At 73.0% G+C, this 15,456-nt stretch carries 12 protein-coding genes; 6 read left to right on the top strand and 6 right to left on the bottom strand.

Going from position 1 to position 15,456, the window contains the following annotated elements; genetic code table 11:
- Positions 1-2: 2 nt before the first annotated feature.
- Complete coding sequence (locus ASH01_RS21450; protein WP_082620081.1) at positions 3-1,070, top strand: threonine aldolase family protein; 1,068 nt, start codon at positions 3-5, stop codon at positions 1,068-1,070.
- A gap of 108 nt (positions 1,071-1,178) precedes the next feature.
- Here ASH01_RS21450 and ASH01_RS21445 read toward each other — a convergent pair whose 3' ends face one another.
- The 3 genes from ASH01_RS21445 to ASH01_RS21435 form a co-directional block, all read right to left on the bottom strand.
- Positions 1,179-2,078, bottom strand: a complete 900-nt coding sequence (locus ASH01_RS21445; protein WP_056781080.1) for a DMT family transporter — start codon at positions 2,076-2,078, stop codon at positions 1,179-1,181.
- Positions 2,079-2,086: 8 nt separating this feature from the next.
- The gene (gene pknB / locus ASH01_RS21440) at positions 2,087-4,078 is read right to left on the bottom strand and encodes a Stk1 family PASTA domain-containing Ser/Thr kinase (protein WP_235509692.1); all 1,992 of its coding nucleotides are present in this window, start codon (positions 4,076-4,078) and stop codon (positions 2,087-2,089) included.
- Between the two features lie 195 nt (positions 4,079-4,273).
- Positions 4,274-5,464: a lytic transglycosylase domain-containing protein gene (locus ASH01_RS21435; protein WP_056781075.1), complete on the bottom strand. Its 1,191-nt coding sequence runs from the start codon at positions 5,462-5,464 to the stop codon at positions 4,274-4,276.
- Between the two features lie 273 nt (positions 5,465-5,737).
- Between ASH01_RS21435 and ASH01_RS21430 the strand changes: the two genes are divergently transcribed.
- The gene (locus ASH01_RS21430; protein ID WP_056781073.1) at positions 5,738-6,136 is read left to right on the top strand and encodes an Rv2175c family DNA-binding protein; all 399 of its coding nucleotides are present in this window, start codon (positions 5,738-5,740) and stop codon (positions 6,134-6,136) included.
- Between the two features lie 73 nt (positions 6,137-6,209).
- Here ASH01_RS21430 and ASH01_RS21425 read toward each other — a convergent pair whose 3' ends face one another.
- Positions 6,210-7,316, bottom strand: a complete 1,107-nt coding sequence (locus tag ASH01_RS21425) for a polyprenyl synthetase family protein (RefSeq protein WP_056781069.1) — start codon at positions 7,314-7,316, stop codon at positions 6,210-6,212.
- A 94-nt stretch (positions 7,317-7,410) separates the two neighbouring features.
- Between ASH01_RS21425 and ASH01_RS21420 the strand changes: the two genes are divergently transcribed.
- Positions 7,411-8,319 carry a methylenetetrahydrofolate reductase gene (locus tag ASH01_RS21420; RefSeq protein WP_056781276.1) on the top strand — a complete coding sequence of 303 codons (909 nt, stop codon included), beginning with the start codon at positions 7,411-7,413 and terminating at the stop codon, positions 8,317-8,319.
- Positions 8,320-8,437: 118 nt separating this feature from the next.
- Here the strand turns inward: ASH01_RS21420 and ASH01_RS21415 are convergent, their stop codons facing one another.
- A complete protein-coding gene (locus ASH01_RS21415) occupies positions 8,438-8,965 on the bottom strand; it encodes a hypothetical protein (RefSeq protein WP_056781067.1) in 528 nt (175 codons plus the stop codon).
- 161 nt (positions 8,966-9,126) lie between these two features.
- Positions 9,127-9,858: a DUF4126 domain-containing protein gene (locus ASH01_RS21410; protein ID WP_056781065.1), complete on the bottom strand. Its 732-nt coding sequence runs from the start codon at positions 9,856-9,858 to the stop codon at positions 9,127-9,129.
- 612 nt (positions 9,859-10,470) lie between these two features.
- On the opposite strand from ASH01_RS21410, the gene ASH01_RS21405 reads away from it, so the two are divergent.
- From ASH01_RS21405 to ASH01_RS21395, 3 genes are read left to right on the top strand one after another with little or no spacing between them, the layout of a single operon-like run.
- On the top strand, positions 10,471-10,905 hold the full coding sequence (locus ASH01_RS21405; protein WP_235509691.1) for a DUF6504 family protein: 435 nt from the start codon (positions 10,471-10,473) through the stop codon (positions 10,903-10,905).
- A 31-nt stretch (positions 10,906-10,936) separates the two neighbouring features.
- Positions 10,937-11,386 (top strand): SAV_6107 family HEPN domain-containing protein, encoded by a 450-nt coding sequence (locus ASH01_RS21400; RefSeq protein WP_056781063.1) that lies wholly within the window; start codon positions 10,937-10,939, stop codon positions 11,384-11,386.
- An 8-nt stretch (positions 11,387-11,394) separates the two neighbouring features.
- Positions 11,395-15,420 carry a DNA polymerase III subunit alpha gene (locus ASH01_RS21395; protein ID WP_056781270.1) on the top strand — a complete coding sequence of 1,342 codons (4,026 nt, stop codon included), beginning with the start codon at positions 11,395-11,397 and terminating at the stop codon, positions 15,418-15,420.
- The last annotated feature ends 36 nt before the right edge of the window (positions 15,421-15,456 follow it).

Genomic DNA, 15,456 nt, shown 5'->3' with positions numbered 1-15,456 from the left:
CGGTGGCGGCGACGAGTCCCTTCCGGGCAGACCTGCTCAGCGACACACTGACCCGGCCCTCCGAGGCCATGCGCGATGCCATGGCGCGTGCGGAGGTCGGCGACGACGTCTTCGGCGAGGACCCGACGCTGCGCGCCCTCGAGGAGCGCGTCGCCGGGATGCTCGGGCACGAGGCCGCGCTCTTCACGCCCTCGGGCTCGATGGCCAACCAGCTCGGCGTGCGGCTGCACGTCAAACCGGGCGAGGAGCTCATCGGCGACTCGCTCGCCCACGTCGTGCGGGCCGAGCTCGGTGCCGCCGCGGTGCTCTCGGGCATCTCGTCGCGCACCTGGGTCTCCGAGCGCGGTCGCTTCCGCGCCGACGACGCCGCGTCCCTCATGATCACCGGTGTCGGGCCGTACCAGGTCTGCACGTCGCTCGTGATCGTCGAGAACACCCACAACTTCGGCGGCGGCACCGTGCAGTCGCTCGACGAGATCCGCCGGGCGCGTGAGGTCACGCGTCAGCGCGGGGTCGCCATGCACCTCGACGGGGCGCGGCTCTTCAACGCGCACGTCGCCTCCGGAGTGCCGGTCGGTGACTACGGCCGTGAGTTCGACACCGTCTCGATCTGTCTGAGCAAGGGTCTCGGCGCTCCGGTCGGCAGCGTGCTCGTGGGCTCGGCCGATGCCATGGCCGAGTCGCGCATCTGGCGCAAGCGCTTCGGCGGAGGCATGAGACAGGCCGGGATCCTCGCTGCCGCAGGCCTTTTCGCGCTCGACCACAACGTCGAGCGCCTGGCCGACGACCACGCCCGGGCGCGACGAGCCGCCGAGGCGATGGCGGAGGCCGCACCCGGCGCCGTCGACCTGGCCACGGTCGAGACCAACATCGTCATCGTCGAGGTGGCCGCGGTCGGCTGGACCTCCGCCGCCTTCATCGACGCAGCCCTCGCCGCCGGCGTGAGGACGTATGCCGTGGGGCCGGGTGCCGTGCGTCTCGTCTGGCACCTCGACGTCGACGACGCCGGCACCGACGTCGCGATCGACGTCCTCACCGGCCTGCTGCGCGCGGCGCCCGAGGCCGCCTGACCCGGACGCACGCCTCCCCGCACCGAACGCCGCGTTCGGTGCCGAACTCACTGGTAGAAGAGCGCTTTCGCCACCGAACGCCGCGTTCGGTGGGGAGGGTGGGTGGTCTCAGACCTCGTGGTGGAGGGCCTCGCTGGGCAGCTCGCCCGGGCGCCGCCGCGCGAGGAGCTCGACGGCGTACATCGCGGTGAGCACGAGCGCGCCGCCGATGACCATCCGCAGCGTCGCGGTCTCGTCGCCCAGGGTCACGGCGAAGAACGCCGCGAAGACCGGCTCGAGCGTCATGACGATGGCCGCCCGCGTGGCCGGCATGTGCGCCTGCGCCCACGTCTGGACCCACAGGGCCAGGATGCTGGCGAAGACGACCATGTAGAGCACCGACGCCCACTGGCCCGGCCCGCTCGGCAGGACGACGCCACCGGGCAGGGCGCCGACGACGCAGAGCACGGCGATGACGACCATCTGCACGACGGACAGACCGGTCGCGATCTCGGAGGCGCTGTAGCGGCCGAGGCCGACGATGTGCAGGGCGTAGAGAGCGGCGGCGAGCAGGGTGAGGGCCTCGCCGACCCCGACGGAGAAGCCGTTGAGCGAGAGCAGGGCCAGGCCCAAGGTCGCGAGCCCGACTGCCGCCCAAGTGGATCCGGCCACGCGCTCGCGCAGCAGGACGGCGGTGAAGACCGGGGTGAGCACGACGTAGGTGCCGGTGATGAAGCCCGACACGGAGGCCGGTGTCGTCGCGAGGCCCTGCGTCTGGAAGATCTGGGCCAGACCGTAGAGGGCGCCGAGACCGACTCCCACGAGGACCTGACGACGGCTCAGGGCCCGCACCGGCCGCCAGAACACGAGAAGCATGATGACTGCGGACAGGCTGAAACGCACCGCGAGGAAGTCGACGGGCGGGACGGTCTCGACCAGATCGCGGATGAGGAAGAACGTCGAGCCCCACACGGCGGTGAGGGCGACGAGGAGCAGGGTGGCCAGGCGCGTGCGCGCCGCAGGTGTCACGGACGGCCTCAGACGATCGTCAGGTGGATCGTCGTGCCCTTGGGCACGGGCGTGCCCGCTGCGGGGTCCTGGGCTCGGACCTTCTTCTCGAAGAGCTCACCGAAGGGGTACTGCTTGTCGACCTTGAAGCCGAGGTCGGTCAACGTCTTCTCGGCGGGGGTGTCCTGCTGGTCGACGACGTTGGGCACGGGCACCAGCACCGGCCCCTTCGACACGACGACCGTGACGGCGTCGCCACGGTGCAGCGTGCCCTTGTCGGGTGACTGTGAGACGACCTGGCCGGCGGGCACGGCGTCGCTGTTGACGTCCTCGCCGCGCTGCACCGTGAGCCCGGCCCTCGTGATGGCTGCCGAGGCCGCGTCGAACGGTGCGCCGGTGACCGTGGGCACCTCGATCGGCTCGCGCCCCTTCGAGACGACGACGGACACCGAGGTGCTGCGCTTGACGGACTCGCCGGGTGCGGGGTTTTGGGAGATGACGACTCCCTTGGCCACCGTCTCGCTCCACTCCTCGGAGCGGTCGCCGAGCCGGAGCGTCAGGGGTGACAGGGTCGCCCCGACGTCGCCGAGCCGGGCGCCGACGAGCTTCGGGACGGCATACCGCTCCTTGCCCTTGGAGACGACGAGACGGACGGTCGACTCCTTGCCGAGCTCGCTCCCCGCGCCGGGCTCGACGCGGAGCACGACGCCCTTGGCCCTGCCCTCGGAGAACTCCTCGACGGTCTCGACCGTCAGGGCGGCCTGTTCGATCGCGCCCTCGGCCTGAGCGACCGGCTGGCCGACGACGGCCGGCACGACGGTCGAGCCTCCCGGTCCGGCCGTGAACCACCAGCCTCCGAACGCGACACCGCCGACGACGAGGACGGCAGCGAGCCAGAGCGGCCACCGTCGTCGGCGGCCGGCCCGTCGGTCGATCGGCATGGCTGCCGTGTGCTCGAGGGCGGGACCGTCGTCGTGGACGGGCATCCCGGCGAGGGCCGCGCGTCCGACCTCGTTGGGTCGGGTGCGGTGGCGCTCGGGGGAGCTCGGCAGGTCGGCCCGCTCCGGCCGAGCCGGGGCGGGCAGGTGCGTCGTCGACGAGACGGACGGCAGCACCGAGGTGGTGGCGGGGTCGGTGGCGACCGCGTTGCCACGTCGGTCGAGCTCGTCGGCCGTGAGGCCGCGGCGCACCCCTCGCAGCGCAGCGACGAACGCGGCGGCCGACTCGAAGCGGTCCTCGGGCTCGAGTGCCGTCGCGCGGGCGACGAGCTGGTCGAGCTCGGCGGGGACACCGGGGACGACCGAGCTCGGCGTGACGATCGATCCGTGGACGTGGTTGTACGCGATCTGGATCGGAGTGCCGCCGGTGACGGCCTTGCGCCCGGTGAGCATCTCGAAGAGGAGCAGACCGGCGGCATACACGTCGCTGCGGGTGTCGGCGACTCCGCGCTCGACCTGCTCGGGGGAGAGGTAGGAGACCGTGCCGAGCAGGACGCCAGTCTGGCTCGTCGCGGCCTGGTTGGTGATGGCGCGCGCGAGGCCGAAGTCGGCGACCTTGACCTCGCCGTCGCGTCGCACGATGACGTTCTCGGGCTTGACGTCGCGGTGGATCATGCCGGCCACGTGGGCCGCCCTGAGCGCCAGGAGGATGGGCTCGAGGATGGCGAGCGCCTCACGTGCCGTGAGGGGCGCCTCCTCGTGGATGACGTCACGCAGGGTCTTGCCCTCGACGAGCTCCATGGCGAGGAAGACCTCGCCGTCGTCCTCGCCCTGGTCGAAGACGGCCACGACGTTGGGGTGGCTCAGGCGGGCCGCGGACCGGGCCTCGGCGCGGAAGCGCTCGACGAAGACGTCGTCGGTGGCGAGGCCGGGGCGCATGATCTTGAGCGCCACCTCCCGGTCGAGCCGTCCGTCCAGCGCCACGTAGACAGAGGCCATGCCTCCGTCTGCGAGGTGGGAGAGGATGCGGTACCGGCCGTCGATCACCCGACCGACGAGGGCGTCCGCCACGCTGGACGTCACGCCCCGCAGTTTACGGGCTGGGTCTGCGCATCCCGTGCAGGCCAGCCGCGGCGGGGTCTCGCGGTGCGGGCGCGCTGCCCGCCCCGATGGGCGCGCCGGTCAGGCGCACCGCGAGACCTCCGCCTGCGCTCCGCGCCCGAGGGGCCGTCCGGCGACCTCCCCGTCGGGCGGCTCGGGACGCGGAGCGGCACCCCGTCAGAGGCGGTCGTAGACGGCCATGACGTTGGCCACGTAGCGCTTCGTGTCCTCGTACATGCCCTTGGTGCGGACCGAGTAGAGGCCTTGGTAGTAGCCGGCGATGGCCTGCTCGCGCGAGTCCGCGCTGGCCTGCAGGGCGCGGATGATGAGGACGCCTCCGGTGATGTTGTCCTGCGTGTCGTAACGGTCGAGCGTCCGGCCCGCGAGCTGCGAGGCCCACGTCTGGGCCACCGGCATGAGCTGCATGACGCCGACGGCGTTGGTGTAGGAGACGGCGCGCTGGTACCACCCGGACTCGAGGTAGCCGATGGCGAGAGCGAGCTTCGGGTCGACGCCCTGGCGGGTCGCGGTCGCCCGGATCATCGCGGCGGTGTCGGTGCGGCTGGGCACGTCCATGGCCGCGAGCTTCGCCTTGCTCTCGGCGACGGCCTGCGCGGTCTTGCTGGGGTACTGGTAGCCCGGCGCGGGGGCCGGGGCGGGGGCCGGTGTCGTGGGCGCGGGGGCCGAGACGGTGCCGGGGATGACGATCTTCTGGCCCACGTAGATGCGGCCCGCGTCGGCCAGCTTGTTGGCCGCGAGCAGCTTGGTCAGCGAGACGCCGTAGCGCTGTGCGATGACGCTCATGCTGTCGCCCGCCTTGACGACGTAGATCGTGCCGGCACCGCTCGGGGTCGTCGGTCCCGTCGCCGGCTTCGAGGGCGTCGGGGTGGAGGGCTTGGGCGCCGACGGCGTCGGGGTGGCCGGCGCCTTCGCACCCGGCACGCTGATCCGCTGCCCGACGAAGATGAGTCCTGCGTTGGGGAGCCGGTTCGTGGCGAGGAGCTTGGTCAGCGAGACCCCGTAGCGCTTGGCGATCCCGCTCATCGTCTCGCCCGCGCGCACGACGTGGATGACGGTGGCGGTCGTGCTCGCGGGGCGGACGGTGGCCGCCGTCGACGCGGCGGACCGGGCCGGGGTCGCCGAGGGGCGACCGGGCACGAGGAGCTTCTGCCCCGGGTGGATCACCGATCCGCGTGCGGTGAGCCGGTTCTTCTCGACGATCGCCTGGACGGTCGTGTGGTTGGCGAGGGCGAGGTGCCAGATCGTGTCACCCGGGCGGACCGTGACGGTCTTCCACGGGGTGGCGGCCACGGGGGCCACGGCGGCGTGTGCGGGTAGCGCGAGCGCGGCGACGTCGGCGAAGGGCATGGGGTGGAGTCCTTTCCTGGAGCCCGAGCTGAGTTCGAGAAGCGTGGAGGGGCGTTCGGAAGGGGTTCGGTGAGGTACTGGAGGGTGTTGTGATGCTGCTGCGGTGTTGTGAGGTGCTGTGTGACGCTTGTGAGCGGAGTGGCGCCTGTGACGATAGCGCATAATTGAGCACTAAAGTATAAATACACCCGTGTAATTCGTCCCGGTCTGCTCCAGCACGCCTCGGTCGGCGGTGTGCGCGGACCGGTCGGGACGGTGGCAGACTCTCGTCCTGTGAGCGAGACCCCTGAGCAGCAGCCCGACGTGCCCACCACCCGTGACCTCGAGTCGCTCGTCGGGGAGTGGCTGACCGTTCCCGACGCCGCCGAGCGGTTCGGTCTCCAGCTGTCGCAGGTGCGCCAGCTCATCGCCGACCGCGAGGTGCTCGCTGCCCGCATCGGTGAGCGGCGCGTCGTCGCGATCCCGGCGAAGTTCTTCGACGAGACCGGCCCGCGGCCCGAGCTGCGCGGGACCTTCACCGTGCTCGCCGACGGTGGCATGGACGACGACGAGATCATCGAGTGGCTGCACACCCCCGACGAGACGCTGCCCGTCGAGGGCGCTCCCATCGACGCCATGCTGGCCGGTCACAAGACCGAGATCCGGCGCCGGGCGCAGGAGCTCGCCTTCTGACGCGTACTGATGCGTCCTGGCGCGTCCTGACGCGTCCTGACGGGCCGAGGGCGTATGCCGTCCGGCCGGGTCGTCAGGACCGGCGGGCCGTCGAGACCGCGACGAGCGCCTCGAGGACGTCGAGCGCCGACGTGTCGTAGGAGCCCGTCGCCCGGGCCCGGTCGACGGCGCGGCAGGCCTCGTCGGCCAGGGTCGCGATGAGGCTCTCGACCCGGTCGACCGCCCCGGTGTCGAGCAGCACCCTGCGGATCGCCTCGACGCCGGCAAGCTCGAGGTCGTCGCGCCCGAGGAGGCTCTCGACCGTGTCACGGTCGGTGTCGGACGCCGCGTCGAGGGCGTGGGCCACGAGCACGGTGCGCTTGCCCTCGCGCAGGTCGTCACCCGCGGGCTTGCCGGTGGCCTCGGGGTCGCCGAAGACGCCGAGCAGGTCGTCGCGCAGCTGGAACGCCTCCCCGAGGGCGAGCCCGTAGTCCGACAGGGGGGCGAGCGACCCGTCCGGCGCGCCGCCGACGAGCGCCCCGATGAGCAGCGGGTGCTCGATGGTGTACTTCGCGCTCTTGAAGCGGATCACCTTGCGCGCCGAGGCGACCCGGGCGTCGAGGTCGAGCCCGTCCCAGCCGCGGGCGGACTCGAGCAGGTCGAGGAACTGGCCGCCCATGAGCTGCGTGCGCATCGAGTCGAAGAGCTGACGGCCGCGGGCCAGCTCGTCGGCGGGCAGGCCGCACGTCGCGTAGAGCTCGTCGCACCACGTGAGGCACAGGTCGCCCGCGAGGATCGCGGTGCCCTCGCCGAAGCGGTCGGCGTCACCCGCCCAGCCACGCGCCTGGTGCAGCGAGGCGACGGCACGGTGCGCGGATGGCATACCCCGTCGCGTGTCGCTGCGGTCCATGACGTCGTCGTGGAGCAGGGCGGCGCCCTGGAAGAACTCCATGCTCGCGGCCAGGCGCACGAGCGCGTCGGAGTCGGCGCCACCTGCGGCGCGGTAGCCCCAGTAGAGGAAGCCGGCGCGCAGACCCTTGCCGCCGGTCAGCAGGCCGGACACGGCCGCGACGAGCGGGGCTGTCTCCTCGCCGATCGCGGCCAGCGACTGCGTGGCCCCGGCGATCTGCCCGTCGATCGCCTGCTGCACCCGACGGCGCAGCACGTCGAGGTCGGTGGGGGTCTGCACGGGGTCCTCCATCGAGTCGCGGGAATCGGGGTCAGCCTACGCGGCGCGCGGGTGGGCCCGTGAACAGCCCGGACACCGCGGACGCGCGCGGCTTATGGTGTGCGGCATGGCACACGGCACGGCATCCTCGATGGCGCGGGCGGAGCGGTTCACGCGGTCCATCCCGGCGATGATCGAGGCCGACACCCCGACGTACAGCTTCGAGTTCTTCCCGCCCAAGGACGACGCGTCCGAGGCGCAGCTCTGGGACGCCATCCGACGCCTCGAGAAGGTGTCGCCGAGCTTCGTCTCGATCACCTACGGCGCCGGCGGCGGCACCCGCGACCGCACCGTCCGGCTCACCCAGCGCGTCCTCGAGGCGACCTCGCTGACGCCCATGGCGCACCTGACGTGCGTCGGGCACTCCGTCGCCGAGCTGCGCGGCATCGTCGGGTCGTATGCCGCCGCGGGGGTCCGCAACATCCTGGCCCTGCGCGGTGACCCCCAGGGCGGCCTCGGCCAGCCGTGGGTGGCGCACCCCGAGGGCCTCGACCATGCCGACGAGCTCGTCGCGCTGGTCCGGGGGCTCGGCGACTTCACCGTCGGTGTCGCGGCCTTCCCCGACGGCCACCCCGAGTCGGGCGACATCAGCGAGGACGCAGAGACCCTGATCCGCAAGGAGCGCGCCGGCGCCGAGTTCGCCATCACCCAGATGGTCTTCGACGTCGACCACTACCTCCGGCTGCGCGACGAGCTCGCCCGGCGCGGGTCGCGTCTGCCCGTCGTCCCGGCGATCATGCCGATCACCAACGCCCGTCAGGTGGTGCGCATGGCGCAGCTCGCGGGGCAGCCGATGCCGACGGCGGTCACCGACCGTCTCGAGCGGCACGGCGACGACGCCGCCGGGGTCCGGGCCGAGGGCATGGCGATCGCCACGGAGTCGTCGCGCCGCCTGCTCGACGAGGGTGCTCCCGGGATCCACTTCATCACGATGAACCGGTCGTCGGCGACGCTCGAGGTCTTCGGCAACCTCTGACCGGCGCGGAGACTCGGAGGACGAGGGGCCCACCGGCGGCAGGTGCGGCCAGCCCGACGACACGAGGACGACCGGCCCCCAGGGAAGGGCCGGCCGTCCGGTGCGTGGACCGGGTCGGTCAGGTGGTGCTCGACGGGGTGGCGGTGCCGTTGGGGGAGGCCGGGGCCTCGCCCTGCTGGCCCGACTGGCCCTGGGGGCCGTCGCCGTCGTGGTCACCGCCACGGCCGCCGGGTCCGCCCGACCCGCCAGGTCCGCCCTCCTGGACGGCCGTCACGGCGAAGGACGCGTCGACCTGCACCGTGATGTGGGTGCCGTCGGTGCGCACCATGTGCGCCTCGTAGACGCCGTCCGAGTCGGTCTCGACGCGCTCGATCGTCGCGGTCGGCTCCTTGGCCTTGGCGGCCGCCGTCACCTTGGCGGCGACGTCGCCAGTGAGCAGCGTCTCGTCGGAGCGCATCGGCTTGCTCGGGTCGGTGTTGCCGTTGGTGTTGCCGTTGGCCTGGGGGCCCTCGCCGAGCTGGCCGTAGCTGGTGGCGGTGCCGGTGGCACCCGTCTCGTCCGCGCTCGCGAGGGCGGCCCCGCCGAGCGCGAGCGCCGACGCGGCCACGATGCCGGCGCCTGCCAGCGCGATGGTCTTGTTCTTCATGCGTTCCACTCCTTCGATGGGCTGGCCTCGTGCCAGCTGTGTCCACCGTCGGCAACAGCCCTGTGTCCCCACCCTCGTCAGGGTGGGGAGGTCCTGTGAGAGGTCTGCGGACCTGTGGGGGCCCAGGTCCGGGGGTGGCCGGCGCTCACCGGGCCGGGCGGTCAGGTCTCCTGGTCGAAGGGTCGCTCGAGACGCTCGTCGGCCCGGGCCGACGGCGGCGGTGGCGCAGCGGTCCCGCGGCGCTCCCGGCGCTCCCGGCGCTCCCGGCGCTCCCGGCGCTCCCGGCGCTCGGAGGGCACGGCGATGCCGACGCGTTCGCCCCACGCGTCGTAGCGGCGCTTGTAGCGGCGGATGCGTGCGGCCAGCTTGTAGACGAGGAACGCGCCGAGCACGAGGAAGAGCAGGGCGATGGCCGCGGCCCACCACGGGTGCGCGATGGCGAGGGCGGTGACGCCCGTGACGGTCACGTCCTCGGTGGTGCTGACGAGGACGTTGCTCGCCGGCTCGGGGGAGGTGTTGACGGCAGCGCGCAGCCCGGCCTTGATCCCGTGCGAGATGAGGGCCGTGACACCACCGGTCGCCGCGCCCACGGCGGCGTCGAGGCTCGCCGTGTCGTGGCCGATGAGGTAGCCGATCGTCGCCCCCACGGCCGGTCTGACGACGGTGTGCACGGAGTCCCAGGCGGAGTCGACGTAGGGGATCTTGTCGGCGAGCATCTCGACGACGAAGAGGACGCCCGCCCCGATGAGCACGTCGGTGCGAGCCAGGGCGTTCGGGATCTGGCTCAGGTTGAAGATCTTGTCGGCCAGACCGAGGACGAGCACGACGGCGTACGCGTTGATGCCGCTGCCCCACCCGGTGGTGAAGGCCATGGGGATGAGCTCGGCGCCCACGACACCCCTTCGGTCGTGCGCCGGTCGCGGTGCGCCGGTGCGGCTGTGGCCCGACCGGTCGGCCGAGCCCAGGTCCAACGTCCCTGACGCTCCCGTATTCCCGGGGGTGGCGCAACGGGGCGCGCTGCAGGCGGCGGGAGGGGGCAGCGGAACGGGCCCGATCCGTGAGCGGACAGGACCCCTGCGCCCCTCCGTTCGCGGACCGAACCCGCGCCATCACTCTGTCGCCGGGGACGCCGCACGGACCTGAGCACGGGTACTCAGATCGGTCCGGAGCGGGGCGAAACGGACGCGTGCGGAGAGGTCGGCTGCGGCGGCCCGGGATCGCGTGGACGTGACCCGCGGACCGTCTTGACAGGCTGTCGGCGCCAGGGGTTAGGCTTCGAGTATCGAACAGGTGTTCGAACGTCGTCTCTTCGGGTGAGGTGCCCGGGAGGTGAGGTCCGAGCCGGTGTCCGAGTCAGTCAGTTTCAGTCAGTTTCAGTCAGTTGTCAGTTCAAGTCGTCGGTTGGTGTCGGACCGCTCGTGTGGGGCGCGGGTGGTCTGGGTCGTGATGTCCGGCCTCGACGTGTCCGAGGGAGACGTGTCGTGGTGCGCAGGTTCAGTGATGCCGTGCAGGTGAGAGTGCGCGAGCGGGAGCAGCAGGAGCAGTCCGTCGTGGGCCGCTCCGGTGGTCCGGTCGGAAGGTCGACCCGTCCGCCCGGGTCCTCGAGGTCCTCACGGGACTCCGGGTCGTCGGGACCCTCGGGTTCCGAGGCCGGGTCCCTCGAGGCGCCGCCCGAGGCGTTCATCTGGCGCGGGCGCCTCTACGTCGTCCGTGGCGTCCTCGCCCAGTGGCGCGAGCGGCGGGCCTGGTGGCACGACGCGCTCGAGGCCGACGAGGCGCAGGTCCGTCCCGGCGAGACGCTCGTCGCCGCGGCGAGCGAGCAGCACGTCTGGCGCGTCGAGGCGAGCCCGGGATGGTCGTTCACGCCCGGGGTCTACGACCTCGCCCACGACGAGTCCCCGCGCGGCGACCACTGGTCGCTCGTCCGGGTCGCCGACTGAGCCCATGAGACGAGAGAGGAGAGGAACCACCATGACCACCGCCCACGACCTGCGCCGCCCACCCATCTCGGTCGCCGTGCTCGACCTGCTCGAGCGGGGCCGGACCACCCTCGAGACCGCGTGCCGCACGAGCGACGCGTCCGAGCGCTATCGCGACGCCCACCTCGGAGCCCTGCGCGCCGCCGCGGCCCTCGTCGCCGCCCGCACCGTGCCGTCGCCACGTTCGCGACCGCGCAGCGTGTGGCAGGTGCTGCCCGGGGTGGCCCCGGAGCTGGGGGAGTGGGCCGCCTTCTTCGCCGCCTGCTCGGCGCACCGGTCGGTCATCGACCGCGGCGGTCACATCAGCGCACGCGAGTCCGACGACCTGCTGCGCCAGGCCGAGATGTTCCTCGAGATCGTCCAGGACCTCCTCGGTGTCCCTGCGACGATCCCGCTGCCGCAGTCGATCACCCCGGTCTCGAGGAGCCGGGCGAGCGGGTGACGACCGGCATGACCACCACCATCACCAGCGGCCGCACGAGCAGCGCGGCCGGCAGCACCGAGAGCTTCGTGCACCTGCACGTCGCGTCCGGCTACTCCATGCGCTACGGCACGGCCAAGCCGCACCAGCTCGTCGAGCGTGCCGCGGCGTTCGGGCAGCCGGCGCTCGCCCTGACCGACCGCGACGGGCTCTACGGCGCCGTGAAGTTCGTCCGCTCCTGCATGGAGCACGACGTCGCGCCGGTCCTCGGCGTCGATCTCGCCCTCGGCCCCGAGCGCCCCGAGCGCCAGCGCAGCCGTCCCGTGCGCACCCCGGTCCGTGGCGGCGCCCTCGTCGACCCGCGGCTCCCGCGGGTCACGGTGCTGGCCCGGGGCAGCAGCACCGGCCTCGCCCCGGGTGCCGGGTGGGCGGCGCTCTGTCGCCTCGTCACCGCGACCCACCTGCACGGCGAGCGCGGCAACCCGGTCACGTCCGCGGCCCTCGTCGCCGAGCACGCGCGCCTGCTGCCCGCCCCGCCCGTCCCGTCCGCAGCGGAGGACGACGGGCCCGGCCGGCCCGAGGGCCGGGGTCGACCCGACGGACGAGGCGGACGGCCTACGCCATCGGGGGCGGACGGTGGGCCGTCCCCGCTCGTCGTGCTCCTCGGGCCCGACTCCGACGTCGGTCGTGCGGTGCTCGCCAAGCGACGCGACCACGCCCGGGCGGCGCTCGAGCGCTGGGTCGCGCTGCTGCCGCGGGGCGCCGTCGTCGTCGAGGTCGTGTGCCACGGCGGGCCCGAGCACCAGCCCGGCAGCCTCGGCCAGGCCGGACGCATGCTCGCGCTCGCCCGCGAGGTCGGCGTGCCGAGCATCATCACGGCCGCGGTGCGCCACGCCGACCCGCAGGACGCCGCCATCGTCGACGTCCTCGACGCCGCCCGGCGGCTCGTCGCGCTCGACGCGCGCCACCTCGACCGCGTCACGACGGCCGGGCACCTCTCGCCGACGCCCCTCATGCACGCGCTCGCCCTCGACGTCGTCCAGGTCTCCGGCCCGGGGCTCGTCGGCGGCGGGTCGCTGGCCCGCGAGCAGGCCCGCGAGCTGCTCGCCCGCACGACGGCGCTCGCCGCCGAGTGCGTCCAGGACCCACGGGCCGACCTCGGCATCGGCTCGGTCCACCTGCCCGAGCCGGGTGTCCTCGGCATCCGGCCCGGCACCAACCCGCACCGCGTCCTCGCGCGACGGTGCCGCGAGTCCATCCCGACCCGCTACCCCGGCCGCACCGAGAGCGAGCTCGTCGCCGTCAGCGACCGTCTCGAGGACGAGCTCGGCGTCATCGAGACGCTCGGCTACGCGACGTACTTCCTCACCGTCGCCCAGGTCTGCGACCTCATCCGCGAGATGGGCGTGCGGGTCGCCGCCCGCGGGTCCGGGGCCGGGTCGCTCGTCAACTACCTCCTCGGCATCTCCGGCGTCGACCCGATGCGGCACGGGCTGCTCATGGAGCGCTTCTGCTCGCCGCTGCGGGCCGAGCTGCCCGACATCGACATCGACGTCGAGTCGGCCCGGCGCACCGAGATCTACGAGCGCATCCTCGACCACTTCGGCGGCGACCGGGTCACGTGCGTCTCGATGATGGACACCTACCGGGTGCGCCACGCGATCCGCGACGCCGGGGCCGCGCTCGGGCTCCCGCCGCCCGAGGTCGACGCCATGGCCAAGGCCTTCCCGCACATCGCCGCCCGCAACGTCCGCAACGCCCTGGCCGAGCTGCCCGAGCTCCGGGCGAGCGGCCTCGACGTGCCGCGCCTGCAGCTGATGTTCGACATCGTCGAGCGCCTCGACGGCCTGCCCCGGCACATCGCGCTGCACCCGTGCGGGGTCGTGCTGTCCGACTCCGTCCTGCTCGACCGCACCCCCGTCGAGGCGAGCTGGCTCGGCTTCCCGATGAGCCAGTTCGACAAGGACGACGTCGAGGAGATGGGGCTGCTCAAGCTCGACGTCCTCGGCATCCGGATGCAGTCCGCGATGGCGCACGCGATCGAGGAGGTCGAACGCGTCGACGGCGACCACGTCGACCTCGACGACGAGTCGCAGGTGCCCTTCGACGACGAGCCGACCTTCGAGCTCGTCCGCTCGACGAAGACCCTCGGCTGCTTCCAGATCGAGAGCCCCGGACAACGCGAGCTCATCGGCAAGTTCGGGCCGCGCACCTTCGACGACCTCATCATCGACATCTCGCTCTTCCGGCCCGGCCCGGTCAAGAGCGACATGATCATCCCGTTCCTCAACGCGAGGCAGGGGTGGAAGGACCCGTCCTACCTCCACCCGTCGCTCGTCCCCGCGCTCGAGGAGACCGAGGGCGTCGTCGTCTTCCACGAGCAGGTGCTCATGATCGTCGCCGAGACCACCGGGGTGACCCTCGCCCAGGCCGACGAGGTGCGCCGCACGCTCGGCACGCCCGACGGGCAGAAGCGGATCGAGGCGTGGTGGCGACCCGCGGCCCGCGACCGCGGCTACGCGCCCGAGGTCGCCGACAAGATCTGGGAGGTCCTCAAGGCGTTCGCCTCGTTCGGGTTCTGCAAGGCGCACGCCGCGGCCTTCGCGCTGCCCACCTACCAGTCGGCCTGGCTCAAGACGCACCACCCGGCAGCCTTTCTCGCAGGGGTGCTCACCCACGACCCCGGGATGTACCCCAAGCGCCTCATCCTCGACGACGCCCGCACCTTCGGCATCGCGATCCTCGGGCTCGACGTCAACGTCTCGACCGGCGCCTACCGCTTCGAACGCACCGACGACGGCGGCGAAGCCATCCGGCTGTCGCTCGCCGACGTCCACGGCATCAGCGAGGCCGAGGTCGCGCAGATCGTCGCCGGACAGCCCTACTCCAGCCTCTCCGACTTCTGGCAGCGTGCCCACGTGTCGCGGCCCGTCGCCGAGAAGCTCGTGCTCGCAGGGGGATTCGACTCGTTGCACGACATCGACCTCGGTGGTCCGTCCCGTCTCGACGAGAGCGGGTCCGGGGTCGTGGGCCGGGCGCGGGGCGGCCTCGGCCGTCGTGGCCGGGTCACCCGGCGCGACCTGCTGCTCCACGTCGCCGAGCTCGACCGCTGGTCCTCCTCGCAGCGGTCGTCACGCCGCTCCTCCCATCGGGTCTCGGCCGCGAGCCGGTCGTCGGGACCGGGCTCCTCACGGGGTCGCGTCACGTCCGTCTCCGCCACGGGAGACATCCGGGCCCTCGCCGCCGCCCAGTCGCAGGGCTCCGCCAGGGCGCCCGAGCAGATCGCGACCCAGCTGACGCTCGACCTCGGCGACACGCCGCGGCTCTCCGCGACGAGCGGCCTGCCGGAGATGACCGGCCCGGAGCGGGTCCGGGCCGAGCTCGAGGTGCTCGGCCTCGACGCGAGCGGTCACGTCGTCGACTTCTACGGCCCGCTGCTCGACGCGCTCGGCGTGACCCGGGCGCGCGACCTGCTCTCCGGGCGCAGCGGCCGCGAGGTCCTCGTCGCCGGGGTCAAGGTCGCCACCCAGACCCCGCCGATCCGCACCGGGCGCCGCGTCGTCTTCCTCACGCTCGACGACGCCACCGGCCCGGCTGACCTCACCTTCTTCGAGGACGTCCAGGGCCCGTATGCCGCCACCGTCTTCCACTCGTGGCTGCTGCTCTGTCGGGGGGTCGTGCGGCGCACCGGTCCACGCGGCGTCTCGATCCGGGCCACCGGCGCGTGGGAGCTCTCGGGCCTGCAGGACGCGTGGACGTCCGGGGGCATCACCGCCGTCCGCGACGCGCTCGAGGCCGCCGACCGGTCGGCGTGGGAGCGCGCCACCGCGTTCGCCGGACCCGACGGGGCACGGTCCGGCGTCGGCGAGGGGCCGGACGGCCGGCGGGTGCTCGTCCACGCCTCGGGGTTCAAGCAGTCGCCGTACGCCGACATCAGGCCGGCGGGCGACGACGTCCGGGGACCGCGCGGCACGAGCGGGCTCGTGCCCACCGAGACGGTGGGCGGCCCGCCACGCAAGCTGTGGCACGCGAGTCCGGGAAGCTCGGGGCACTAGGGTGATGACGCACACGAACCACACGCGGCACCACGC

Source organism: Terrabacter sp. Soil811 (assembly GCF_001429655.1).
GTDB lineage: Bacteria > Actinomycetota > Actinomycetes > Actinomycetales > Dermatophilaceae > Terrabacter.
This window is presented reverse-complemented; position numbering and strand designations above follow the sequence as displayed.

Bases quoted from the DNA above. Each gene is read 5' to 3' on its own strand.
- ASH01_RS21415 (WP_056781067.1), bottom strand. From the start codon at position 8,965: ATGAAGAACAAGACCATCGCGCTGGCAGGCGCCGGCATCGTGGCCGCG.
- ASH01_RS21395 (WP_056781270.1), top strand. From the start codon at position 11,395: ATGACCACCACCATCACCAGCGGCCGCACGAGCAGCGCGGCCGGCAGC.
- ASH01_RS21400 (WP_056781063.1), top strand. From the start codon at position 10,937: ATGACCACCGCCCACGACCTGCGCCGCCCACCCATCTCGGTCGCCGTG.
- ASH01_RS21435 (WP_056781075.1), bottom strand. From the start codon at position 5,464: ATGCCCTTCGCCGACGTCGCCGCGCTCGCGCTACCCGCACACGCCGCC.
- ASH01_RS21420 (WP_056781276.1), top strand. From the start codon at position 7,411: ATGGCACACGGCACGGCATCCTCGATGGCGCGGGCGGAGCGGTTCACG.
- ASH01_RS21425 (WP_056781069.1), bottom strand. From the start codon at position 7,316: ATGGAGGACCCCGTGCAGACCCCCACCGACCTCGACGTGCTGCGCCGT.